The organism is Zobellella sp. An-6 (assembly GCF_052487945.1).
This window is the reverse complement of record NZ_CP199259.1, coordinates 3,307,501-3,326,872: the sequence shown is the minus strand read 5'-3', so window position 1 is coordinate 3,326,872 and position 19,372 is coordinate 3,307,501. Positions and strand designations below refer to the sequence as shown.

General features: G+C 62.6%; 18 protein-coding genes. 7 read left to right on the top strand and 11 right to left on the bottom strand.

The features are described 5' to 3' along the window. Entirely contained in the window at nucleotides 1–891 is an 891-nt protein-coding gene (gene hflC, locus ACT7DK_RS15550; RefSeq protein ID WP_445400720.1) for a protease modulator HflC, read from the top strand. Nucleotides 892–1,018: 127 nt separating this feature from the next. Then, a complete protein-coding gene (locus ACT7DK_RS15545) occupies nucleotides 1,019–2,317 on the top strand; it encodes an adenylosuccinate synthase (RefSeq protein WP_445400718.1) in 1,299 nt (432 codons plus the stop codon). Between the two features lie 90 nt (nucleotides 2,318–2,407). Here ACT7DK_RS15545 and ispB read toward each other — a convergent pair whose 3' ends face one another. Beyond that, the gene (gene ispB, locus ACT7DK_RS15540; protein ID WP_445400716.1) at nucleotides 2,408–3,382 is read right to left on the bottom strand and encodes an octaprenyl diphosphate synthase; all 975 of its coding nucleotides are present in this window, start codon (nucleotides 3,380–3,382) and stop codon (nucleotides 2,408–2,410) included. Between the two features lie 234 nt (nucleotides 3,383–3,616). Between ispB and rplU the strand changes: the two genes are divergently transcribed. From rplU to folA, 4 genes are all read left to right on the top strand, one after another. Next, entirely contained in the window at nucleotides 3,617–3,928 is a 312-nt protein-coding gene (gene rplU, locus ACT7DK_RS15535; protein WP_094040223.1) for a 50S ribosomal protein L21, read from the top strand. A 17-nt stretch (nucleotides 3,929–3,945) separates the two neighbouring features. Then, the gene (gene rpmA, locus ACT7DK_RS15530; protein ID WP_094040224.1) at nucleotides 3,946–4,203 is read left to right on the top strand and encodes a 50S ribosomal protein L27; all 258 of its coding nucleotides are present in this window, start codon (nucleotides 3,946–3,948) and stop codon (nucleotides 4,201–4,203) included. Nucleotides 4,204–4,321: 118 nt separating this feature from the next. Further along, nucleotides 4,322–5,482, top strand: a complete 1,161-nt coding sequence (cgtA, locus tag ACT7DK_RS15525; RefSeq protein WP_445400713.1) for an Obg family GTPase CgtA — start codon at nucleotides 4,322–4,324, stop codon at nucleotides 5,480–5,482. A gap of 3 nt (nucleotides 5,483–5,485) precedes the next feature. Next, complete coding sequence (gene folA, locus ACT7DK_RS15520; protein WP_445400711.1) at nucleotides 5,486–5,968, top strand: type 3 dihydrofolate reductase; 483 nt, start codon at nucleotides 5,486–5,488, stop codon at nucleotides 5,966–5,968. 53 nt (nucleotides 5,969–6,021) lie between these two features. Here folA and ACT7DK_RS15515 read toward each other — a convergent pair whose 3' ends face one another. Genes ACT7DK_RS15515 through lptD form a run of 6 tightly spaced genes read right to left on the bottom strand, consistent with a single transcriptional unit; the run spans nucleotide 6,022 to nucleotide 12,679 of the window. Further along, nucleotides 6,022–6,837 (bottom strand): symmetrical bis(5'-nucleosyl)-tetraphosphatase, encoded by an 816-nt coding sequence (locus ACT7DK_RS15515; protein WP_445400709.1) that lies wholly within the window; start codon nucleotides 6,835–6,837, stop codon nucleotides 6,022–6,024. Next, the gene (gene apaG / locus ACT7DK_RS15510) at nucleotides 6,837–7,211 is read right to left on the bottom strand and encodes a Co2+/Mg2+ efflux protein ApaG (RefSeq protein WP_445400707.1); all 375 of its coding nucleotides are present in this window, start codon (nucleotides 7,209–7,211) and stop codon (nucleotides 6,837–6,839) included. Before apaG ends, ACT7DK_RS15515 begins: the two co-directional genes overlap by 1 nt. Continuing rightward, a complete protein-coding gene (rsmA, locus tag ACT7DK_RS15505) occupies nucleotides 7,211–8,020 on the bottom strand; it encodes a 16S rRNA (adenine(1518)-N(6)/adenine(1519)-N(6))-dimethyltransferase RsmA (RefSeq protein ID WP_445400705.1) in 810 nt (269 codons plus the stop codon). The genes apaG and rsmA overlap by 1 nt, the downstream gene beginning before the upstream one ends. Next, complete coding sequence (pdxA, locus tag ACT7DK_RS15500; RefSeq protein ID WP_445400703.1) at nucleotides 8,013–9,002, bottom strand: 4-hydroxythreonine-4-phosphate dehydrogenase PdxA; 990 nt, start codon at nucleotides 9,000–9,002, stop codon at nucleotides 8,013–8,015. The genes rsmA and pdxA overlap by 8 nt, the downstream gene beginning before the upstream one ends. Beyond that, entirely contained in the window at nucleotides 8,999–10,315 is a 1,317-nt protein-coding gene (surA, locus tag ACT7DK_RS15495) for a peptidylprolyl isomerase SurA (protein ID WP_445400701.1), read from the bottom strand. The genes pdxA and surA overlap by 4 nt, the downstream gene beginning before the upstream one ends. Before the next feature lie 24 nt (nucleotides 10,316–10,339). Continuing rightward, the gene (gene lptD / locus ACT7DK_RS15490) at nucleotides 10,340–12,679 is read right to left on the bottom strand and encodes an LPS assembly protein LptD (RefSeq protein WP_445400699.1); all 2,340 of its coding nucleotides are present in this window, start codon (nucleotides 12,677–12,679) and stop codon (nucleotides 10,340–10,342) included. Nucleotides 12,680–12,949: 270 nt separating this feature from the next. Between lptD and djlA the strand changes: the two genes are divergently transcribed. After that, a complete protein-coding gene (gene djlA / locus ACT7DK_RS15485) occupies nucleotides 12,950–13,750 on the top strand; it encodes a co-chaperone DjlA (protein WP_445400697.1) in 801 nt (266 codons plus the stop codon). Nucleotides 13,751–13,833: 83 nt separating this feature from the next. On the opposite strand, the gene ACT7DK_RS15480 is transcribed toward djlA, so the two are convergent. Genes ACT7DK_RS15480 through rapA form a run of 4 tightly spaced genes read right to left on the bottom strand, consistent with a single transcriptional unit; the run spans nucleotide 13,834 to nucleotide 19,085 of the window. Continuing rightward, the gene (locus ACT7DK_RS15480; RefSeq protein WP_445400695.1) at nucleotides 13,834–14,784 is read right to left on the bottom strand and encodes a D-2-hydroxyacid dehydrogenase; all 951 of its coding nucleotides are present in this window, start codon (nucleotides 14,782–14,784) and stop codon (nucleotides 13,834–13,836) included. Beyond that, nucleotides 14,738–15,526 carry a DUF3530 family protein gene (locus ACT7DK_RS15475; protein WP_445400693.1) on the bottom strand — a complete coding sequence of 263 codons (789 nt, stop codon included), beginning with the start codon at nucleotides 15,524–15,526 and terminating at the stop codon, nucleotides 14,738–14,740. The genes ACT7DK_RS15480 and ACT7DK_RS15475 overlap by 47 nt, the downstream gene beginning before the upstream one ends. Further along, the gene (locus ACT7DK_RS15470) at nucleotides 15,523–16,188 is read right to left on the bottom strand and encodes an RluA family pseudouridine synthase (RefSeq protein WP_445402376.1); all 666 of its coding nucleotides are present in this window, start codon (nucleotides 16,186–16,188) and stop codon (nucleotides 15,523–15,525) included. The genes ACT7DK_RS15475 and ACT7DK_RS15470 overlap by 4 nt, the downstream gene beginning before the upstream one ends. Before the next feature lie 23 nt (nucleotides 16,189–16,211). Beyond that, entirely contained in the window at nucleotides 16,212–19,085 is a 2,874-nt protein-coding gene (rapA, locus tag ACT7DK_RS15465; RefSeq protein WP_445400691.1) for an RNA polymerase-associated protein RapA, read from the bottom strand. Nucleotides 19,086–19,372 lie beyond the last annotated feature (287 nt).

The following is a 19,372-nucleotide window of genomic DNA, read 5'->3' as shown; positions in this document are numbered from 1 at the left end:
ATGAAAAGAGTATTACTCGTTGTTCTTGGCCTGTTCGCCGTCGTGCTCTATTCCTCGGTATTCGTGGTCGGAGAAGGCGAAAGGGGCATAGTGCTGCAATTCGGCAAGGTGAAACGGGAGCAGGGCTCCGACCTGCCCACCGTCTACCAGCCGGGCCTGCATTTCAAGGTGCCGCTGATCGATCAGGTGCGCAAACTCGATGCCCGTGTCCAGACGCTGGACGATCAGGTGGATCGTTTCGTGACCTCGGAGAAGAAAGACCTGATCATCGATTCCTACGTCAAGTGGCGCATCGATAACTTCGCCCAGTACTACCTGGCCACCGGTGGCGGCAACCGGCTGCAGGCCGAGAACCTGCTGCGCCGGCGGATCAACAACAGCCTGCGTTCCGAGATCGGTAGCAGGACCATTCGCGACATCGTGTCCGGCGAGCGGGGCGACGTGATGGAAAGTGCCCTGCGCGGCCTGCTGGAGTCGTCCTCCGAGCTGGGGATCGAAGTGCTGGATGTACGGATCAAGCAGATCAACCTGCCGACCGAGGTGTCCAACTCCATCTACCAGCGGATGCGTGCCGAACGGACCGCGGTGGCCCGGGAGCACAGATCCGAAGGGCGCGAGCAGGCCGAGATCATCAAGGCTGAGGCGGATCGCCGGGTGACGGTGATGATCGCCGAAGCCCAGCGCAACTCCCGCACCCTGCGCGGTGAAGGGGACGCCCAGGCGGCGCGCATCTACGCCGAGGCCTATGCGGCGGATCCGGAGTTCTTCAGCTTTATCCGCAGTCTCGAGGCTTATCGCAAGAGCTTCGAGCAGGGCGGTGACATGATGATCCTGAAGCCGGACGGGGATTTCTTCCGTTTCCTGAAGGATCCTTCAGGCACCGTTCAGTAACCGACACAAGCCCGGGCAACCGGGCTTTTTTCTGTGCGATTTTTCCGTCAAAAGTCTCGATCCTATTATTCCGACCTTGGTCAAAATTTGTTAGACTCCATTTTTAACAACTCAACAGTTAGTGAAAATGGGACAAAACGTTGTTGTACTAGGCACCCAATGGGGTGACGAAGGCAAGGGTAAGGTCGTCGACCTGCTGACTGACAAAGCCCGTTATGTTGTGCGTTATCAGGGCGGCCACAATGCCGGCCACACCCTGGTCATCGACGGTAAGAAAACCGTCCTCCATCTGATTCCCTCCGGTATTCTGCGTGACAACTGCACCTGTGTGATCGGCAACGGCGTGGTGCTGTCTCCCGAAGCCCTGCTCAAGGAAATGCACGGCCTGGAAGAGAGCGGCATTCCGGTGCGCGAGCGTCTGGTGCTGAGCGAAGCCTGCCCGCTGATCCTGCCCTACCATGTCGCCATGGATCTGGCGCGGGAGAAGGCCCGCGGCGCCAAGGCCATCGGTACCACGGGACGCGGCATAGGCCCGGCCTACGAGGACAAGGTGGCGCGCCGCGGCCTGCGGGTGGGCGATCTGTTCGACATGACCGCCTTCGCCGACAAGCTCAAGGAAGTCATGGCTTATTACAACTTCCAGCTGACCGGCTTCTATGGGGCAGAAGAGGTCTCTTACGAGGCAGTTCTTGAGCAGGCCCGGGGTTATGCCGAGCTGCTGACCAGCATGGTGGTGGACGTCACCGACCTGCTCGACAAGGCCCGCCTGAACGGCGACAAGATCATGTTTGAAGGCGCCCAGGGCACCCTGCTGGATATCGACCACGGCACCTATCCCTATGTGACCTCGTCCAACACCACCGCCGGTGGGGTGGCCACCGGCTCCGGCTTCGGCCCGCGCTACGTGGACTATGTGCTGGGCATCGTCAAGGCCTATACCACCCGCGTTGGCTCTGGTCCCTTCCCCACCGAGCTGTTTGACGAGGTGGGCGAGTACCTGGGCGTGAAAGGCCACGAATTCGGCGCCACCACCGGCCGCAAACGCCGTACCGGCTGGTTCGATGCGGTGGCCATGAAGCGTGCCATCCAGATCAATTCCATCTCCGGCTTCTGCCTGACCAAGCTGGACGTGCTCGACGGCCTGAAGGAAGTGAAGATCTGTGTGGGTTACCGGATGCCCGACGGCTCGGTACGTGATGTCCCGCCGATGGCGGCCGAAGGCTACGAGACGGTGACCCCCGTTTACGAGTCCATGCCCGGTTGGGATGAGACGACCTTTGGTGTCACTACCGTGGAAGGCCTGCCTCAGGCAGCCCGCGATTATATCCGGCGGATCGAGGAGATCACCGGCGTGCCGGTGGACATCATCTCCACGGGCCCGGATCGTGCCGAGACCATGATACTGCGCCACCCCTTCGAAGCCTGAGCTTCAGGGTCGCACCGCTAAAACGCCAGCCCCAGGGCTGGCGTTTTTGTTCAGGGTGGTGAAGTGGCGGGGATCTCACCCCTCACGGAATCAGCGGGTGCGCTCCACCGCCAGGTGGGCCAGATCGATCAACGCCGCCTTGTGCTCGCCGTCGGGCAATGGATCCAGGCTGGCGATGGCCTTCTCGGCTTCCTGCTGGGCCCGTCCGCGGCTGTACTCCAGGGCGCGGGTCTCGGCCAGTATGGCCATGATCTCTTCCAGGTGATCCATGCCGGTTCGGTTGGCGATGGCGTCGCGGATCCGCTCGCGCTGGGCCGGGTTACCGACTGCCATGGCGCGCAGCAGCGGCAGGGTGGGTTTGCCTTCGGCCAGGTCGTCGCCCACGTTCTTGCCCATGTCGCAGGCCGCCGAGCTGTAGTCCATGATGTCGTCGACCAGCTGGAAGGCGGTGCCCAGGTACTTGCCGTAGTCGAGCATGGCCTGCTCCACGGCCGGGGACTGGTGGGTCAACACCGCGGCCAGACGGGTGGCGGCCTCGAACAGCTTGGCGGTCTTGCAGTAGATCACCTGCATGTAGCTGTCTTCGGTGGTGTCCGGATCGTTGCAGTTCATCAGCTGCAGCACCTCGCCTTCGGCGATGATGTTGGTGGCGTCGCTCAGTATGTTCATGATCTTCATGTTGCCGAGTTCGGTCATCATCTGGAAGGCGCGGGTGTAGAGGAAATCCCCCACCAGTACGCTGGCGGCGTTGCCGAACAGGGCGTTGGCGGTGTCGCGACCCCGGCGCAGATCCGATTCGTCCACCACGTCGTCGTGCAGCAGGGTGGCGGTGTGAATGAACTCGATGATGGCGGCGAGCTTGATGTGTTCCTCGCCTTCGAAGCCCAGGGCCCGGGCGGCCAGTACGGTCAGCATGGGCCGCATGCGTTTGCCGCCGGCGCTGACGATGTAGAAGCCGAGCTGGTTGATCAGCGCCACCTCCGATTGCAGCCGCGACATGATAAGGTCGTTGACCGCCTGCATATCCTGCGCGGTCAGTGTTTTTACCCTGTTGATATCTACCATAAAATTTTGAGCCGGACGGTGCAGTCTAAAGCCATTGGTGGTAGGATTTTACACGATTTGTCAAAGGGATAAACCCGCCCGGCTGGGGTTAGGCCAGAAACCGGGAAGGGGAGATTTTTTTGCTGTTCGGCCCTTGTCTAAGGGGATCATTTTACGTACAATGCGCGGCCATTGTAGAACAGTTTTAGTGCACGGCCCGAAGAGGGTAAAAGTGCCATATTCGGAGTTATAGACATGTACGCGGTAATCCAAAGCGGCGGAAAACAGCACCGTGTAGCCGAAGGCCAGGTCGTTCGTCTGGAGAAGCTGGACGTTGAAACCGGCGCCTCTGTCGAGTTCGACAAGGTGCTGATGGTTGCCCAAGGTGAAGACGTTAAAGTAGGTGTACCCTACGTAGACGGCAGCAAGGTAATTGCAGAAGTAGTTGCCCACGGTCGTGGCAAGAAGGTCAAGATCGTCAAGTTCCGTCGTCGTAAGCACTCTCGCAAACAGCAGGGTCACCGTCAGTGGTTCACTGAAGTGAAGATCACTGGTATCAGCGCCTAAGAGAGGAGTTAAGTTCCATGGCACACAAAAAAGCAGGCGGCTCAACTCGTAACGGTCGCGATTCAGAAAGCAAACGTCTGGGCGTTAAGCGTTTTGGCGGTGAGTCTGTCCTGGCGGGCAACATCATCGTCCGTCAGCGTGGCACCAAGTTCCACGCCGGCGACAACGTAGGTCTGGGCAAGGATCACACCCTGTTCGCCAAAGCCGACGGCAAGGTGAAATTCGAGGTGAAGGGTCCGCAGAACCGTAAATTTGTCAGCATTGTAACCGAATAAGTTACAAGCCGGACTTGAAAAGCCCCGCCACCCGGCGGGGCTTTTTGCTTTATGAAAGTCACATTCGGCGTTTGGGCCGGATATACTGGGCTCAGCAAGCGAATGGGAGAGCAATGCAATGAAGTTTGTCGACGAAGCGGAGATCCGGGTTGAGGCGGGCGACGGCGGTAACGGCTGTGTCAGCTTCCGCCGGGAGAAGTATGTACCCATGGGTGGGCCGGATGGCGGTGACGGCGGTGACGGCGGTGACCTCTACCTGCTGGCCGACGAGAACCTCAATACCCTGATCGACTACCATTTCGAGCGTTTCCACCGGGCCGAGCGTGGTGAAAACGGCCGGGGCGGCAACTGCACCGGCAAGCGGGGCAAGGATCTGGTACTGAAGGTGCCGGTGGGCACCCGGGCCAAGGACGAGATGACCGGCGAGATCCTCGGCGATCTGACCCGTCACGGCCAGAAGCTGCTGGTGGCCAAGGGCGGCTTCCACGGCCTGGGCAATGCCCGCTTCAAGAGTTCGGTCAACCGGGCACCGCGGCAGAAAACCAACGGTACCCCGGGCGAGGAGCGCAGCCTGTTGCTGGAATTGCTGCTGCTGGCCGATGTCGGCCTGCTGGGCCTGCCCAACGCCGGCAAGTCCACCTTTATCCGCTCGGTGTCTGCGGCCAAGCCCAAGGTCGCCGACTATCCCTTTACCACCCTGGTGCCCAACCTGGGGGTGGTGCGCTGCGACGGCCAGAAGAGCTTCGTGGTGGCGGATATCCCCGGCCTCATCGAAGGGGCAGCCGAGGGAGCCGGCCTGGGGATCCGCTTCCTCAAGCACCTGGAGCGTTGCCGGGTACTGCTGCACATGATCGATGTGCTGCCGGTGGATGGCTCGGATCCGGCCGACAATGCCGACATCATCGTCAACGAGCTGGCACAATACAGCGAAGAGCTGGCCGCCAAGCCGCGCTGGCTGGTGTTCAACAAGCTGGATCTGGTGTTGGAAGAGGAAGCCGAGGCCATCATCGAGCGGGTGGTGGAGCTGCTGGATTGGCAGGGGCCCATCTTCCGCATCAGTGCCATCAGCAAGGAAGGCACTCGCGAGCTGACCCAGGCGCTGATGGGCTTCCTCGACGAGCATCCGCGCTCCCAGGAGGAGCTGGAGGCGGCCCGTGAGCCGGTCAGCTTCAAGTGGGACGAGTACCACCAGGCGGCGCTGACAGAGGTCGAGGAAGAGGACGATGACGACTGGGATGACGAAGAAGACGACGGCCACGTCATCTATACCCGGGAGTAAGGCATGCGGCTGTCACTGATCGTCGCCATGACCCGGGAAGGGGTCATCGGCAAGGACAACGGCATGCCCTGGCACCTGCCGGCGGATCTGGCCTACTTCAAGCGGACCACCCTGGGCAAGCCGGTCGTGATGGGAAGGAACACCTTCGAGTCCATCGGCCGCCCCCTGCCCGGGCGGCGCAATCTGATCCTCAGCCGCTCGCTGAGCGAAGCGCCGGCGGGTACCGAACTGGTCGGCTCGCCGGCGGCGGTGCTCGAACTGCTGGCGGAGACGGAAGAGGTGATGATCATCGGCGGCGGCCAGCTCTATGCCGCTTTTCTGCCTCTGGCGAGCCGGCTCTACCTGACCCGTATCGATGCCAGCCTGGAAGGGGATACCCGTTTTCCGGAAGTGGGGGAGGAGTGGCGGCTGGTCTCGGAAGAGTTCAGGCCGGCGGACGAGCGCAATCCCTACGACTGCCGCTTTCAGGTACTGGAGCGGCGCTGAATTATCCAACAAGCCCGGCTTAATGCCGGGCTGTTGTTATTGATAATGCCGCTTCACGCATAGGCCGGGCAGGGGGTCGAGAGCCGTTCGCCGCTCTCCCAACACAGCAGGGTCAGGCTGCCTCCCCAGACACAGCCGGTGTCCAGCGCATGAATGCCGGCGATGTCGCATCGGCCTTCCAGCGCCGCCCAGTGGCCGAATACCAGGGGCGGATCCTGGTACTGGCCACGCAGCTCGTACCAGGGGCGCAGCGCCGGCGGGGCCTCGGCCAGGGTCGCCTTGTGGCCGAAGTCGAGCCGGCCGTCCGGGTGACACAGGCGCATTCGGGTAAAGGCGTTGATGGTGTAGCGCAGTTGCTCCAGTTCACCGAGATCCTCTCGCCAGCGTCCGGGCTCGTCGCCGTACATCTGTGCCAGCCGTTGCCGGTACTGGAGCGATTGTAGCTCGGCCTCGGCCCGGCGCGCCGCCCGGCGCGCCTGCTCCAGGCTCCACTGGGGCGGGATGCCGGCGTGGGTCATGACAAAACCGTGGTGTTCGTGCTCCGCCAGCAGCGGTTGATGGCGCAGCCAGTACAAGAGATCGCGTCCGTCGGCGGCCTGCAGTATCTCATCGATGCGATCGGCGGCCTTGGGCCGGCCGATACCGTTGGCCACCGCCAGCAGGTGCAGATCGTGGTTGCCGAGCACTGTGGCGGCGGCATTGCCCAGGGCGGCGATGCGCCGCAGGCAGCCGAGGGAATCGGGACCACGAGCGACCAGGTCACCGGTCAGCCAGAGCCGATCGCGGGAGGGCGAAAAGCCCACCTCGGCCAGCAACTGCTCCAGCTCGTGCAGGCAGCCCTGCAGATCGCCGACGAGATAGGTAGCCATCAGTTGATCAGGTTCGGCACGGCCAGGCGAAAGGCGGCGATGGGGGCCTGGAGCTCGCGGCCATCGTCCAGCACCATGGTATAGCTGCCTTCCATCACCCCCACCGGGGTTTCCAGGCTGACGCCGCTGGTATAGGTGTATTCTTCGCCCGGAGCGATTCGGGGTTGCTCGCCCACCACGCCGCTACCTTCCACCTCGACTTTCTTGCCGTTGGCATCGGTGATCAGCCAGCGGCGACTCATGAGTTGAACTCGCTCGTCGCCATCATTGCGGATGGTGATGGTATAGGCGAACACATAATGCTGCTCGTCCGGGGCCGAACGATCGGCCAGGTATTGGGGCCGGGTGGTGATATGAATGGCTCCGGGAGTCATCAGGCTTCCTTCTGTTGGGCCAGGGCGTTGGCCAGGGTCACATACTGGGCCAGGCTCAGCTGCTCGGGACGGGCGGAAGGATCCAGCCCCAGGGCCGACAGCTGCTCGGCGCTGAACAGGTGCTGCAGGCTGTTGCGGATGGTCTTGCGTCGCTGGCCGAAGGCATCGGCGGTCACCCGGGACAGGCAGTGGATGTCCCGGACCGGATGGGGCGGAGTGGCGTAGGGCAGCAGCTTGACCACGGCGGACTCCACCTTGGGCGCCGGCCTGAAGGCGTCGGGACCGACTTCCAGCACCGGCACCACCTGGCAGTAATACTGGGCCATGACGCTCAGCCGGCCGTAGGCCTTGCTGCCCGGGCCGGCGGCCAGCCGGTTGACCACTTCCTTCTGCAGCATGAAATGCATGTCCGCCACCAGGGCGGCAAACTCGAACAGATGGAACATCAGCTGGGTGGATATGTTGTAGGGCAGGTTGCCGAAGATCTTCAGCTTCTTGCCCGGCTCCAGCAGGCTGGCGAAGTCGAACTTCATGGCGTCGGCCTGGTGGATGCTGAGCTTGTCCTTGAGGAAGGGGTGGCTGGCCAGGCGGGCCGCCAGATCCCGATCCAGCTCCACCACGTTGAGGCGGCTGACGTGATCGCACACCGGGCCGGTGAGGGCGCCCAGGCCGGGGCCGATTTCGACCATGGTGAAGTCATCGCTGGGATGAATAGCATTGACAATCTGGTCAATGATGTAGTCATCGTGCAAAAAATTCTGACCAAATCGCTTGCGGGCCTTGTGGCCCTGGTGAACCTTACTATTCATCGCGTTTTTCTATCATCTCTATGGCTTGATTAACGGCGCACAGCATGCTGCCCGCATCGATTTTATCGGTTCCTGCCAGCTCCAGGGCGGTGCCGTGGTCCACCGAGGTACGGATGAAGGGCAGCCCCAGGGTGATGTTCACCGCCTTGCTGAAACCGATGTACTTGAGCACCGGCAGTCCCTGATCGTGATACATGGCCAGGAAGGCGTCGGCGTCCTGCATGTATTTGGGCTGGAACACGGTGTCCGAGGAGAGCGGTCCCACCAGATCCATGCCTTCGGCCCGGAGCTGGTTGAGGGTGGGGATGATGATGTCCAACTCTTCCCGTCCCAGGTGACCGTCTTCCCCCGCGTGGGGATTGAGCCCGCAGACATAGATGCGCGGCTTGGGAATGCCGAACTTGGCCTTGAGCTCCGCATGCAGGATACGGGTGATCTTGCTGAGCCGATCGGGGGTGATGGCGCGGGCCACGTAGGCCAGGGGAATATGGGTGGTCACCTGGGCCACCCGCAGGCCGGGGGTGGCCAGCAGCATCACCACATCCGGCACATTGGCCTGCTGGGCGAAGAACTCGGTATGGCCGCTGAAGGACACCCCGGCTTTGTTGATGATGCCCTTGTTGACCGGGCCCGTGACCACGGCGTCGAATTCGCCGTTCATGTTGCCGTCGGAGGCCCGTTTCAGGGTTTCCAGCACATAGAGGCCGTTGGCCTCGTCCAGTACGCCGGGCACCGCCGGCCGGGCGAGCCGAACCGGCTCTATGGTCAGGGTGCCGGCCCGCTGGGGCTGGGGCGGTTGCTCGGGGTGGTAGGGCAGCAGGGTCAACTGCTTGCCCAGGGCCTGGGCCCGGCTCTGGATCAGATCGGGATCGGCGATCACCACCAGCTCGACCGGCCAGTCGTGCTCGGCCAGCGCCTGCATCAGCTCGGGACCGATGCCGGCGGGCTCGCCGGGGGTTATGGCTATGCGTTTACAAGTCACAATTCACCGTTGGCTAAATTGGGGTCGACAATACGGATATAGGCTTCATCCCTCAGCTCATCCAGCCAGGTCTGCACTTCTTCGGTAAAGCGACGATTAAAAATGAGCTGATAAGCCCGCTGCTCGGTGGCCTGCTCGGTGGCGTCCATCACCCGTCGGTCTTCCAGGCGCACCAGGTGCCAGCCGTGCTCGGAGCGGAAAGGCTCGCTCAGTTGACCTACATCGAGCTGGTTGACGGTATCACGGAAACTGCTGACGTACATCTCCGGCGCGGCCCAGCCAAGATCGCCACCGTTGATGGCGGAGCCAGGATCCTCTGAGAATTGTTCCGCCAGCTCGCTCATGCTGGTCTCGCCGGCCCGGATGGAGCGGACAAAACCGGCCAGCATGGACTGGGCCTTCTCCTCGCTCATGATGATGGACGGCTTGATCAGGATGTGGCGGGCCTTGACCTCCACCGCTTGCACCGTCTGGGTGCTTCCCCCCTCCATAGCGAAGATGGTCAGGATATGCAGGCCGGCACCGGAGCGAATGGGCCCGATGATATCACCCTCGGCGTGATTTCTCACGGCCTCGCTGAACAGGGAGGGCATTTCATTGATGCCGAGCATGCCCCAGTCGCCCCCTTCCAGGGCCTTGGGACCGGCGCTGTGGGCGATGGCCAGCTGGCGGAAGTCCGCGCCCTGTTTGAGTTGGGCCATCAATTGTTCGGCCATGCTGCTGGCCTGGTGCAGTTGCTCGCTGCTGGGGTTGGACGGCAACGGCAACAGTATGTTGCCGACCCGGTAGCGGGTATTGCCCTGGCCCTGCTCCTTGATCATCTGAACCACCTGTTTCACTTCCTGATCGGAGATGTTGATGCGGCGGCGCACCTGGTTGCGGGCCAGCTCGCTCAGCAGGATCTCATTGCGTACCTGCTCCCTGAACTGGGTGTAGGTCAGGCCCTCGGCGGCTACCCCGGCACGCAGTTGTTCGACCGTTTTGCCCTCGCTGCGGGCGATGTTTGCTATGGCCTGTTCCAGTTGGGTATCGGTGATGCGCAGCCCCAGCCGGTCGGCCAGTTGCAGTTGCAGGCTTTCGAGGATCAGGCGCTCCAGGGCCTGCTTGCGCAGTTGCTGCTCTTCCGGCAGTGGTTGGCCGGCGGCCCGGGCGCTTTGTCGGACCTGGTTGACCAGGCCATTGAGCTGGCTTTCCAGCACCACGTCCTGGTTGACGACAGCGGCCACCTTATCGAGCAGTTCAACCGCTTGGCTGGCGGCTGATACCAGACCCAGGCCGGCAGCGATAAGCAGTTGTTTACATCTTTTCTTCATGAAAGGTCCTGTGCACACTAAAAGTCAGTTATTGAGGTTAAAGGGGCGATAGTAGGGCAACAGCTTGGTGCCCGGCACGAATTCGCTGCTGCCGGTACCGAGCGAGCTCAATCCTTTCAACTCGAAGCGCAACCCTATGGTGGTTTCCTGCAGGGTATTGGTCGGGTTGATTAGCTTATCCTCTTTCTGCCATTGCTCCCATACCAGGCTGACGGCCCAGCAGCAGGAGTCGTAGCGCAGTCCTATGAGACTGTCGATATTGCGATTGAGTTCAATATCCCGGTAATAACCGCCGATCAACCGCCATTGGGGATCCAGGGGCCAGGAAAAAGTGCCGCCCAACTGGTTGAGATCGCCGGCGAGCCTCGCATCCGGATAGTAGTCCTGATTCAGATGGCGAAAGCCCAGCTGGGCCAGCCTGCCCTGGCGGTTATATTCCAGGGTGACATTGCCGGCGGCCAGCCGGCTGTTACGGGTATCCTGCTGGGCTTCGGTATGAACGAACCAATTGCCGTCGAGGTTGAGATCCCCCTCGAAGGTGAGGAAGGAGCGCCTGGTATCGCTGGGGGTGTCGGTTGGAAACAACCGGACCCGGGGAGACACGAAGTTGTAGGACTGGGCCAGAGCCAGGCGTAGCCGCTCTATGCCCTCCCGGTCGTAGATACGGCTGGTGAAACCACCGGTCAGCTGGTTGGCGTCGCTGATCCTGTCCAGGCCGGCGAAACGGCGATCGCTGAACAGGCTGTAGTAGTCCTGACGCATATCGGTGGTATCGTAGAGGCCGATGTGGTCCTGCTCCTTGAAGGGCACGTACAGGTACTGGAACTGGGGCTCAAGGGTCTGGGTAAAGGGCAGCCCGAACCAAGACGTCTCCCGATCGAACACCAGATTACCGTTCACCCTAAGGCGGGGCAGCAGCCGATCGGCGCTGCCCTCCAGCTGAGCCGGATTGAAACCGAGTCGGGCGTCCAGCTGGTTCGGCACGTCTTGCTCATAATGGGTGTAGTAGGCTCCCGCATCGGCGGTGAGCTGCCCCCCGGGGCGGTCGACCAGGGCATAGAGCAGCCTGGGCTCGGCATGAAAGCGGGTGGCCTCGTAGATATTTTGTCCATCGTTGGTGAACTGGGTCAGCTCGGAGTCGAAGGCCAGTTCGACATCACCCAGGCGTTGATAGCTGGTCAGGGCCAGGCTGGGAGCCAGCTGGAAAGGGCTGAGCCGTTCGGGCTTGAGGATCTGGTAGTCGCGCATCTCGGCGGTCAGCTGCCAGCGGCGATCATAGTAGCCCCCCTGGAAGGACTGCATCAGCTGGTCTTCAACCAGAATGCCCACCGGTGGCGAAAAATCGTCCACATAGGCGTAGTCCCATCCGGCCACCTTGGTGTAGTCGACCCGGCCACGCCAGTGGCCTTCGGCGTCGAAACGGGCGTTGTGCCGCCAGTTGAACAGCCAGCGGGCCCGGTCACGCCACTCCGTATCGCCGAGCTTGTTGTCGCTGTCGAGGTATTCTCCATAGAGAGTGCCGCGCTGGCCCGCCATGGGCAGGTAGCGGAATTCGAGCTGGGCCGCGGTACCGCGTTTTTCCATGTAGCGCGGGGTCAGGGTGGCGTCGTAGTTGGGGGCGATATTCCAGTAGTAGGGAAGCCGGATATCGGTGCCGTGCTCGCTGCTGATATCGAAGGACGGATAGAGCAATCCGCTCTGGCGTTCGTCCTTGACCGGGAACTTGATATAGGGAAAGTAAAATACCGGCATCTCGCCCAGCCAGAGCACCGCATTCCAGGCTTCACCGAACACCTCATCCTGCTCCACCCGGACCGAACTGGCCCTGAGTTGCCAGGCTTCTTCGTTGGGAGGACAGGTAGTGTAGCTGGCACCGCTCAGGTCGACCTTATTGGTGTCCTCGGTCATTCTCACCAGGCGGGCCTGGCCACGGCCGGGATCCCCGTGCAACTGGTAGCGGGCCTGGTCCAGTTCGGTGTCCTTGGTGTTGAGGTTGCCGGTGAGAGTACGATCGCTTTCTACCGTGATGGTCCCGTCGGTAAAGCGGATGTTGCCTTCGGCTCTGACATCCCGGCTCTGCTGCTCCAGCTCGACGTAGTCGGCGCCAAACTGGCGGTGGCCCTGCACCACCTGAACATCGCCCCGATAGAGGATTTTGCCATCCCGGGCGGCGTTGAGCGCCTCGGCGGACACGGTGATGGGGGCGTTGGGGTCGGTCGCGCCCGGGGCGACCCGCAGTGGCACATGGCTGAAGCAGCGACTGAACGAAAAGGGGCTGTCTTGGTCGTTGGTCAGGGCATCGGTCTGGGCCTGCGCCAGGCTGGAAACAAACAGCAGGGGAAAGCCGATAATCCGTGTTCTCATGGGTTGACGCTCGCGTTCCTGGTCGTGGCGACACCGTCCCGGGCCCCGCGCTCGGGCTGGTTGAGCTTTTGGTGTCATTACTTTATGGTAGCGGGCTATGATAATGCATTCTTGCAGTCAGCACTACGGCCCCGCCTGTACCGCCTGTTTCTCGATATCGGAATCTGTTTGATGACCTTTTCACTCCGCCTCTGGCCTTTCCTCGCGATGAAAACCGTCCCAGCCCGCCTGTCGGGCCGGCACCCGAGCACGGATGGGGAGGCGCGCTGAATGTTGGCCCATATCAAAGGCAAATTGATCGGTTTTCTGTTCGGTCTGTTGATCGGCAATATCCCCGGCGCCCTGCTGGGCCTGTGGCTGGGGCACCTGGTCGATCGCAAGCTGGCCCATGCCTGGCGGTTCAACAAGGACAGCCAGGCCGAGTTCCTTTACGCCACCTTCGCCACCATGGGCCATATCGCCAAGTCCAGCGGCCAGGTCTCGAGCGAAGAGATCCGGCTGGCGGAACAGCTGATGGTCCAGATGCGGCTGCAAGGCGAGCAGAAAGCCCAGGCACAGCAGGCGTTCCGTGATGGCAAGGAGAGCGACTTCCCACTGGCCGAGACCCTGCGGCGGTTTCGTGCCCAGGTCAGGGACAGCCGTAACCTGTTGCGCTTCTTTATGGAGGTGCAACTGCAACTGGCTTTTGCCGACGGTGAACTGCATCCGAACGAGCGCCAGTTGTTGCACCTCATCGCCGGTGAGCTCGGGTTTTCGAAGCGGGAACTGGAGCAACTGCTGGCCTTTGCCGAAGCCCAGTTGCATATGTTCCGCAACGGGCAGGCGGGCGGGCGGCACCAGCAGCGGCCGGCCGAGGACAGGCTGCGCGATGCCTACCGTATCCTGGAAGTGGAGGCCGGTGCCGACGACGCTACCGTCAAGAAGGCCTACCGCCGGCAGATGTCCAAGCATCACCCCGACAAGCTGGTAGCCCAGGGCCTGCCCAAGGAAATGATGGACTTGGCCAAGGAGAAGGCTCAGGACATCCAGCAAGCCTGGGAAACCATCCGGGCGGCGCGCAATATTCGTTGAATGGAAGTAAGGCGTAGGGGGGAAGCGTGAGGCGTCAAACGGTGGCCTGCTTTGCCCTCACCCCTCACGCTTCCCTACCTCATTTACACCAGCCTGTTCTGTTCCCGTCCGGCCACAAAGGCCTCGATATTGTCAATCAACTGGTCCGCCAACCGCTGCATGGCCGAATGGCTGGCCCAGGCCACGTGGGGAGTCAGGATAAAATTGGGATAGCGCAGGGCCTGCAGCAGCGGGTTGTCCGGCGCCGGTGGTTCCTCGGTGACCACATCGAAGCCGGCGCCGCCGATGGTCCCGTTTTCCAGGGCCGCCAGTAGGGCGCTCTCGTCCACCAGGCCACCCCGGCCGACGTTGATCAGCAGGGCGTCGGGCTTCATCAGCGCCAGTTCACGAGGGCCGAGCAGGTGACGGGTCTCCGGGGTCAGCGGGCAGTGCAGGCTGAGCACGTCGGCCCGGGCCAGTACCTCGTCGAAGGCCAGGCGGCCTTCGACGGCTGGCTGGCCCTTGCGGGCCGCGACCAGGACCTTCATCCCCAGTGCCGTCGCCAGCCGCTCCAGATCCCGGGCTATGGTGCCGTAGCCGACCAGCCCCAGAGTCTGTCCGGCCAGATCCCGCACCGGATAGTCGAAATAGCAGAACTGCCCGGCCTGTTGCCAGCGGCCGGCGGCGATGGAGGCCCGGTAGGCGTGGAGGTTGCGGTTCAGGGCCATGATCAGGGCCAGGGCGTGTTCGGGTACCGAATTTCTGGAATAGTCGCGGATATTGCAGACCGCGATGCCCGCCTGGCGACAGGCGGCGAGATCCACGTTGTCGCTGCCGGTGGCGGCGATGGCGACCAGCTTCAGCCCGGGCAGGCGGGCCAGGGTGCCGGCATCGAGCCTGACCTTGTTAACGATGGCGATGTCCGCTTCCCGCAGTCGCTCCAGCACCTGGCCGGGCGCCGTTTCCTCATGGCTCTGCCACTGGTGGGGAAAGCCGGGCGCGCGCAGCTCAATGTCCGGCGCCAGGGTCTTGCGATCGAGAAATACCAGCTTCATGGGTCTGTCCTTTCAGGTAGTCGGGAGCACTGGGTGGCAGCGGCAGCCAGCCCCGGCGCATCAGCCAGCCGGCAAGCTGTCGCTCCAGCAGGGCATGGGCGCTGAGGCGCTGCGTTTCGTAGTCGGTTTTTTCCTGGCGGGCCGCCTGTTGACGGCGGCGCTGCCGGTTGGCGCTGGTGGCGGCGTCATCGGCCCGGCCATGGATATCCAGCACCGGGTAGGAGCTGCGGGCCAGGCTGATGGCCAGCATCCGTTGTTGCTCCGCCACCCGGGGATGGGCGTCGAGCAGGGCCAGGGCATCCGGTGCCCGCGATCGTCCGGCATCGATCAACTGCTGGAACCAGAGGGCGGCACTGCCCTGCACCATGACCACCAGGGGCGGTTCGGACTCCGTCCCCGCCAGCGCCTCGTTCAGGCGTAGCGCCTGCTGCTCCAGCCAGTCCTGTTGCGCCTGAGATGGCTGCTCGCTGACCGGATCGAAGGCCTGTTGGCCAGGATCGGGCAACAACAGCAGAAAATCCCAGCCCCGTTGCTGCCAGTATTCTGCCATCGCCAGCCACCAGTGAGGCTGGTCCAGCTCGGGCCAGATCAGCAGGGTGCCGGCGGTCTGGCCGGCACCCGCATCGAAATGCAGCAGCCGGGACTCGGACCGATATTGCTCGAACTGCGCCCAATCGAACCTGCCCGCCATCACCGGCGTGGCCAGCAGTGCCAGCAGGGCCAGCCAGCGGGCCCGGCTCATGTCAGCTCCGTGGGGAAGGGAGCCGGGGCGCTGAAGGAGAGCCATTCCTTGCTGCGGGGATGCCGGAACTCCAGCAGGGCCGCGTGCAGCTGCAGGTGCGGTGCCATGGTCAGGGCCTCGCCGTTGGCATAGAGGTTGTCACCCAGTATGGGATGGCCCAGGCTCAGCATATGCACCCGCAACTGGTGGGAGCGGCCGGTGATGGGCGTCAGCTCCACCAGGCTGCGGTCCGGCTCCCGGTGCAGGCAGCGCCAGTGGGTAAGGGCCGGCTTGCCGTGCTCCAGGCTGACCATGTGGCGGGGCCGGTTGGGCCAGTCGCAGCACAGGGGCAGGTCTATGCTGCCGGCGTCCTGCTCCAGGCGGCCGTGCACCCAGGCATAGTAGCGCTTGGCGGTTTCCCGTTCCCGGAACTGGCGGCTGAGCTCCCGGTGCGCCTTGGGGTGCAGCGCCATGACGATGACCCCCGAGGTGGCCATGTCCAGCCGGTGCACCACCTGCACCTCGGGGTAGACCCGAGCCACTCGGTGGGACAGGCTGTCTCTGTGGATGAGCTCCCGCCCGGGCACGCTCAGCAGACCGCTCGGCTTGTTCAGCACGATCAGGCTGTTGTCCTGGTACAACACCTCGAACTGGGGATCCGTCGGCGGATCGTAACGCAGCAGAACCATGATGGGCGACTCGTCCTTTACTGATGGCTGACCACGATAAACCGAATCGCGTCCAGTTTTAAGCGGGTATGGCTGAGCAGGACGTCCAGTTCGTCTTTCAGTTCTTGCAGGTGGCTCAGTTCGCTCTCCCGCACGTTGGGATTGACCCTGGCCAGTTGCTGCAGGCGGGAAAGCTCCTCGCCGATGGAGGCGTGCATATTCGCCCGGGCTGCTTCCACCAGGACTTGCATCTGTTGCTCGGCCTGAGGCTGGGAGGCCTGCAGCAACTGGTGGATCACCGTCTGGGAGGCGTTGACCAGCTTGCTGGCCAGATGGCGGTTGACGGCGCTGAGCTGCTTATCGAAGGATTCGAAGCTGACCTTGCCCGCCAGGTTGTTGCCGTGCTTGTCGAGCAGCAGACGGATGGGAGCCGGTGGCAGGAAGCGGTACAACTGGGCGTGGTGAGCCGATTCGGCCACGAACACCAGCTCCACGAACTGAGTGCCGACCGGCAGCGCCTTGTTCTTGAGGATGGCCACCGAGGTAGTGCCGATCTCGGAGCCCAGTACCAGGTCGATGCCGCCGCGGATCATGGGGTGATCCCAGCTCAGGAAATGCAGGTCGTCCCGGCTCAGGGCGGTGTCCCGGTCGAAGGTGATGCTGGCGCCGTCCTCCGGCAATCCCGGGAACTGGGGTACCAGCATCTGCTCGGTCGGCCGCAGGACTATGGCGTTTTCGCCCCTGTCGTCCTGATGGACGCCGACCTCGTCGAACAGCTTGATGGCGAAGATGGCCAGGGTAGGATCCTGGTCGGTTTCGGCCAACTGGGCGGCCAGGTTGCGATTGTGGATGACGCCGCTGGAGTTCAATTCCAGCAGCCGATCCCGACCAAGCTCCATTTGGCTGTTGAGCTCCCGGGTCAGGCTGGCGGTGTCGGCGACGAGCTGCGCCAGGGCGTCCGTATCCTGACCGTGGTTGGCCAGCAGTTCGAGCAGGCGTTCGGCCACCTGTTGGTAGACCGGCTGGCCGACGGCATTGGGTCTGCTGAAGGCGTCCATGCCCTGGTGGTACCAGAGGGTCAGCGCCTGCTGGGCGGTGCCTTCCAGGTAGGGCACATGGATATCGATGTTGTGCCGCTGGCCGATGCGATCGAGGCGACCGATGCGCTGCTCCAGCAGATCCGGGTTGAGCGGCAGATCGAACAGCACCAACTGGTGGGCAAACTGGAAGTTGCGTCCTTCCGAGCCGATTTCCGAGCAGATCATGACCTGGGCTCCGCCTTCCTGTTGGGCGAAGTAGGCGGCGGCCTTGTCCCGCTCCAGCAACGACATGCCTTCGTGGAAGACGGTGCCCCGGATCCCTTCGCGGGTGCGCAGCACCTCTTCCAGCGCCAGGGCGACACCGGCCTTGGCGGTGATGATCAGTATCTTGTCATTGCGTTTGGCTCTGGTGAACTCCAGCAGCCATTCGACCCGGCTGTCGAACTGGGTCCAGGCGCTGTCGCCCCCCTCGAACTGACGATAGATCTCTTCCGGGTAGAGCGCCTGCAAGGCCCGGGCGGCGGTATCCTGGTGGTTGCCCATCATGCCGGCCACACGGATAGCGGTCTTGTACTGGCTGGGCAGGGGCAGGGGGTGCAGGTGCAGTTGCCGGGAGGGAAAGCCCTTGATGGCATGGCGGGTGTTGCGGAACAACAGTCGGCCGGTGCCGTGGCGATCGAGCAGGCGGGCCAGCAGGGCGTGCCGTTGCTCGGGATCGGCGAGATCGGCTGCTTCCTGCTCTTCCATAAAGGGAGCCAAACGTGCCAGGGCCGTACTGTCCAGGGGGGCATCCCCCAGCAGGGCTTCCGCCGCCTGGGCCAGGGGCTGGTAGGCGGCTTCCTCGGCGAGGAAGGCGTCATAGTCGTAGAAGCGCTCGGGATCGAGCAGACGCAGCCGGGCGAAATGGCTCTCATGGCCCTGCTGGTCCGGGGTGGCGGTGAGTAACAGCACGCCCGGGATCTGCTCGGCCAGGGCTTCCACCACTTCGTAGGCCCGGCTGGGTTGCTCCGCGTCCCACACCAGATGATGGGCCTCGTCCACCACCAGCAGGTCCCAACTGGTGTCCATCAACTGCTCGAAGCGCTTGCGCTTCTTGGTGATGAAGTCGAGGCTGCACAGGATCAACTGCTCGGTGTCGAAGGGATTGGCGGCATCGGCAAAGGCCTCGACGCAACGCTCCTCGTCGAACAGGGCGAAATGCAGGTTGAAACGACGCAACATTTCCACCAGCCACTGGTGGATCAGGGCATCGGGCACCAGGATCAGGATACGAGAGGCCCGCCCCGACAGCCACTGTTGCTGAATGATCATGCCGGCTTCGATGGTTTTGCCCAAGCCCACCTCATCGGCCAGCAACACCCGCGGAGCATATCGGCTGCCCACTTCCCGGGCGATATGCAATTGATGAGGGATCAGGCTGACTCGACCACTGGCCAGGCCGCGCAGGGGGGAACGCCGCTGGTTGAACTGGTGGGTCAGGGCCTGGTAGCGCAGGTTGAAGCGGCCTATCTTGTCGATCTGGCCGGCAAAGAGCCGCTCCTGGGGTTTGTTCAGCTTGATAAAGTGGTTGAGAAAGGTTTCCTTCAGGCAGGCCGGCTCTCCGGTATCCAGACGAGTGCCGTGATAGGTGAGCAGGCCATCCTGCTCGGTCACGTCCGCGACTTCCAGCTCCCAGTCTTCGTGGCTGCTGATGGTATCTCCGGGGTTGAACATGACCCGGGTCACGGGGGCATCGTCCTTGGCGTACATGCGGTTTTCGCCGCAGGCGGGAAATAGCATGGTTACCATACGGACATCGATCGCGACTATGGTTCCCAGTCCCAGATCGGTTTCGGTATCGCTAATCCAGCGCTGGCCGAGGGAAAAAGGCATTCAAGTCTCCAAGCTGAAGGGGGATAAAAAAGGGGCGCTATCTTACCCCAAGGCCGGTAAGGCTGCATCCGCCAAAATGGGGATGACGGCCAGGGCGGGCCTCAATAGGTAAAAGTAGAATAAATTGTCACTTTTGGTTGAAAACTGTGCGAACGGTGTTTTTTGGCAAAAAAGCCCTTGCGCAAAAACCGCGGCTGCCTATAATGCGCATCCACTGACACGGCGCAACGCGCCACGGTCAACAAGCGCTAAAAACTTCGGTTTTAAGGCTTGACGAATCAAACGGG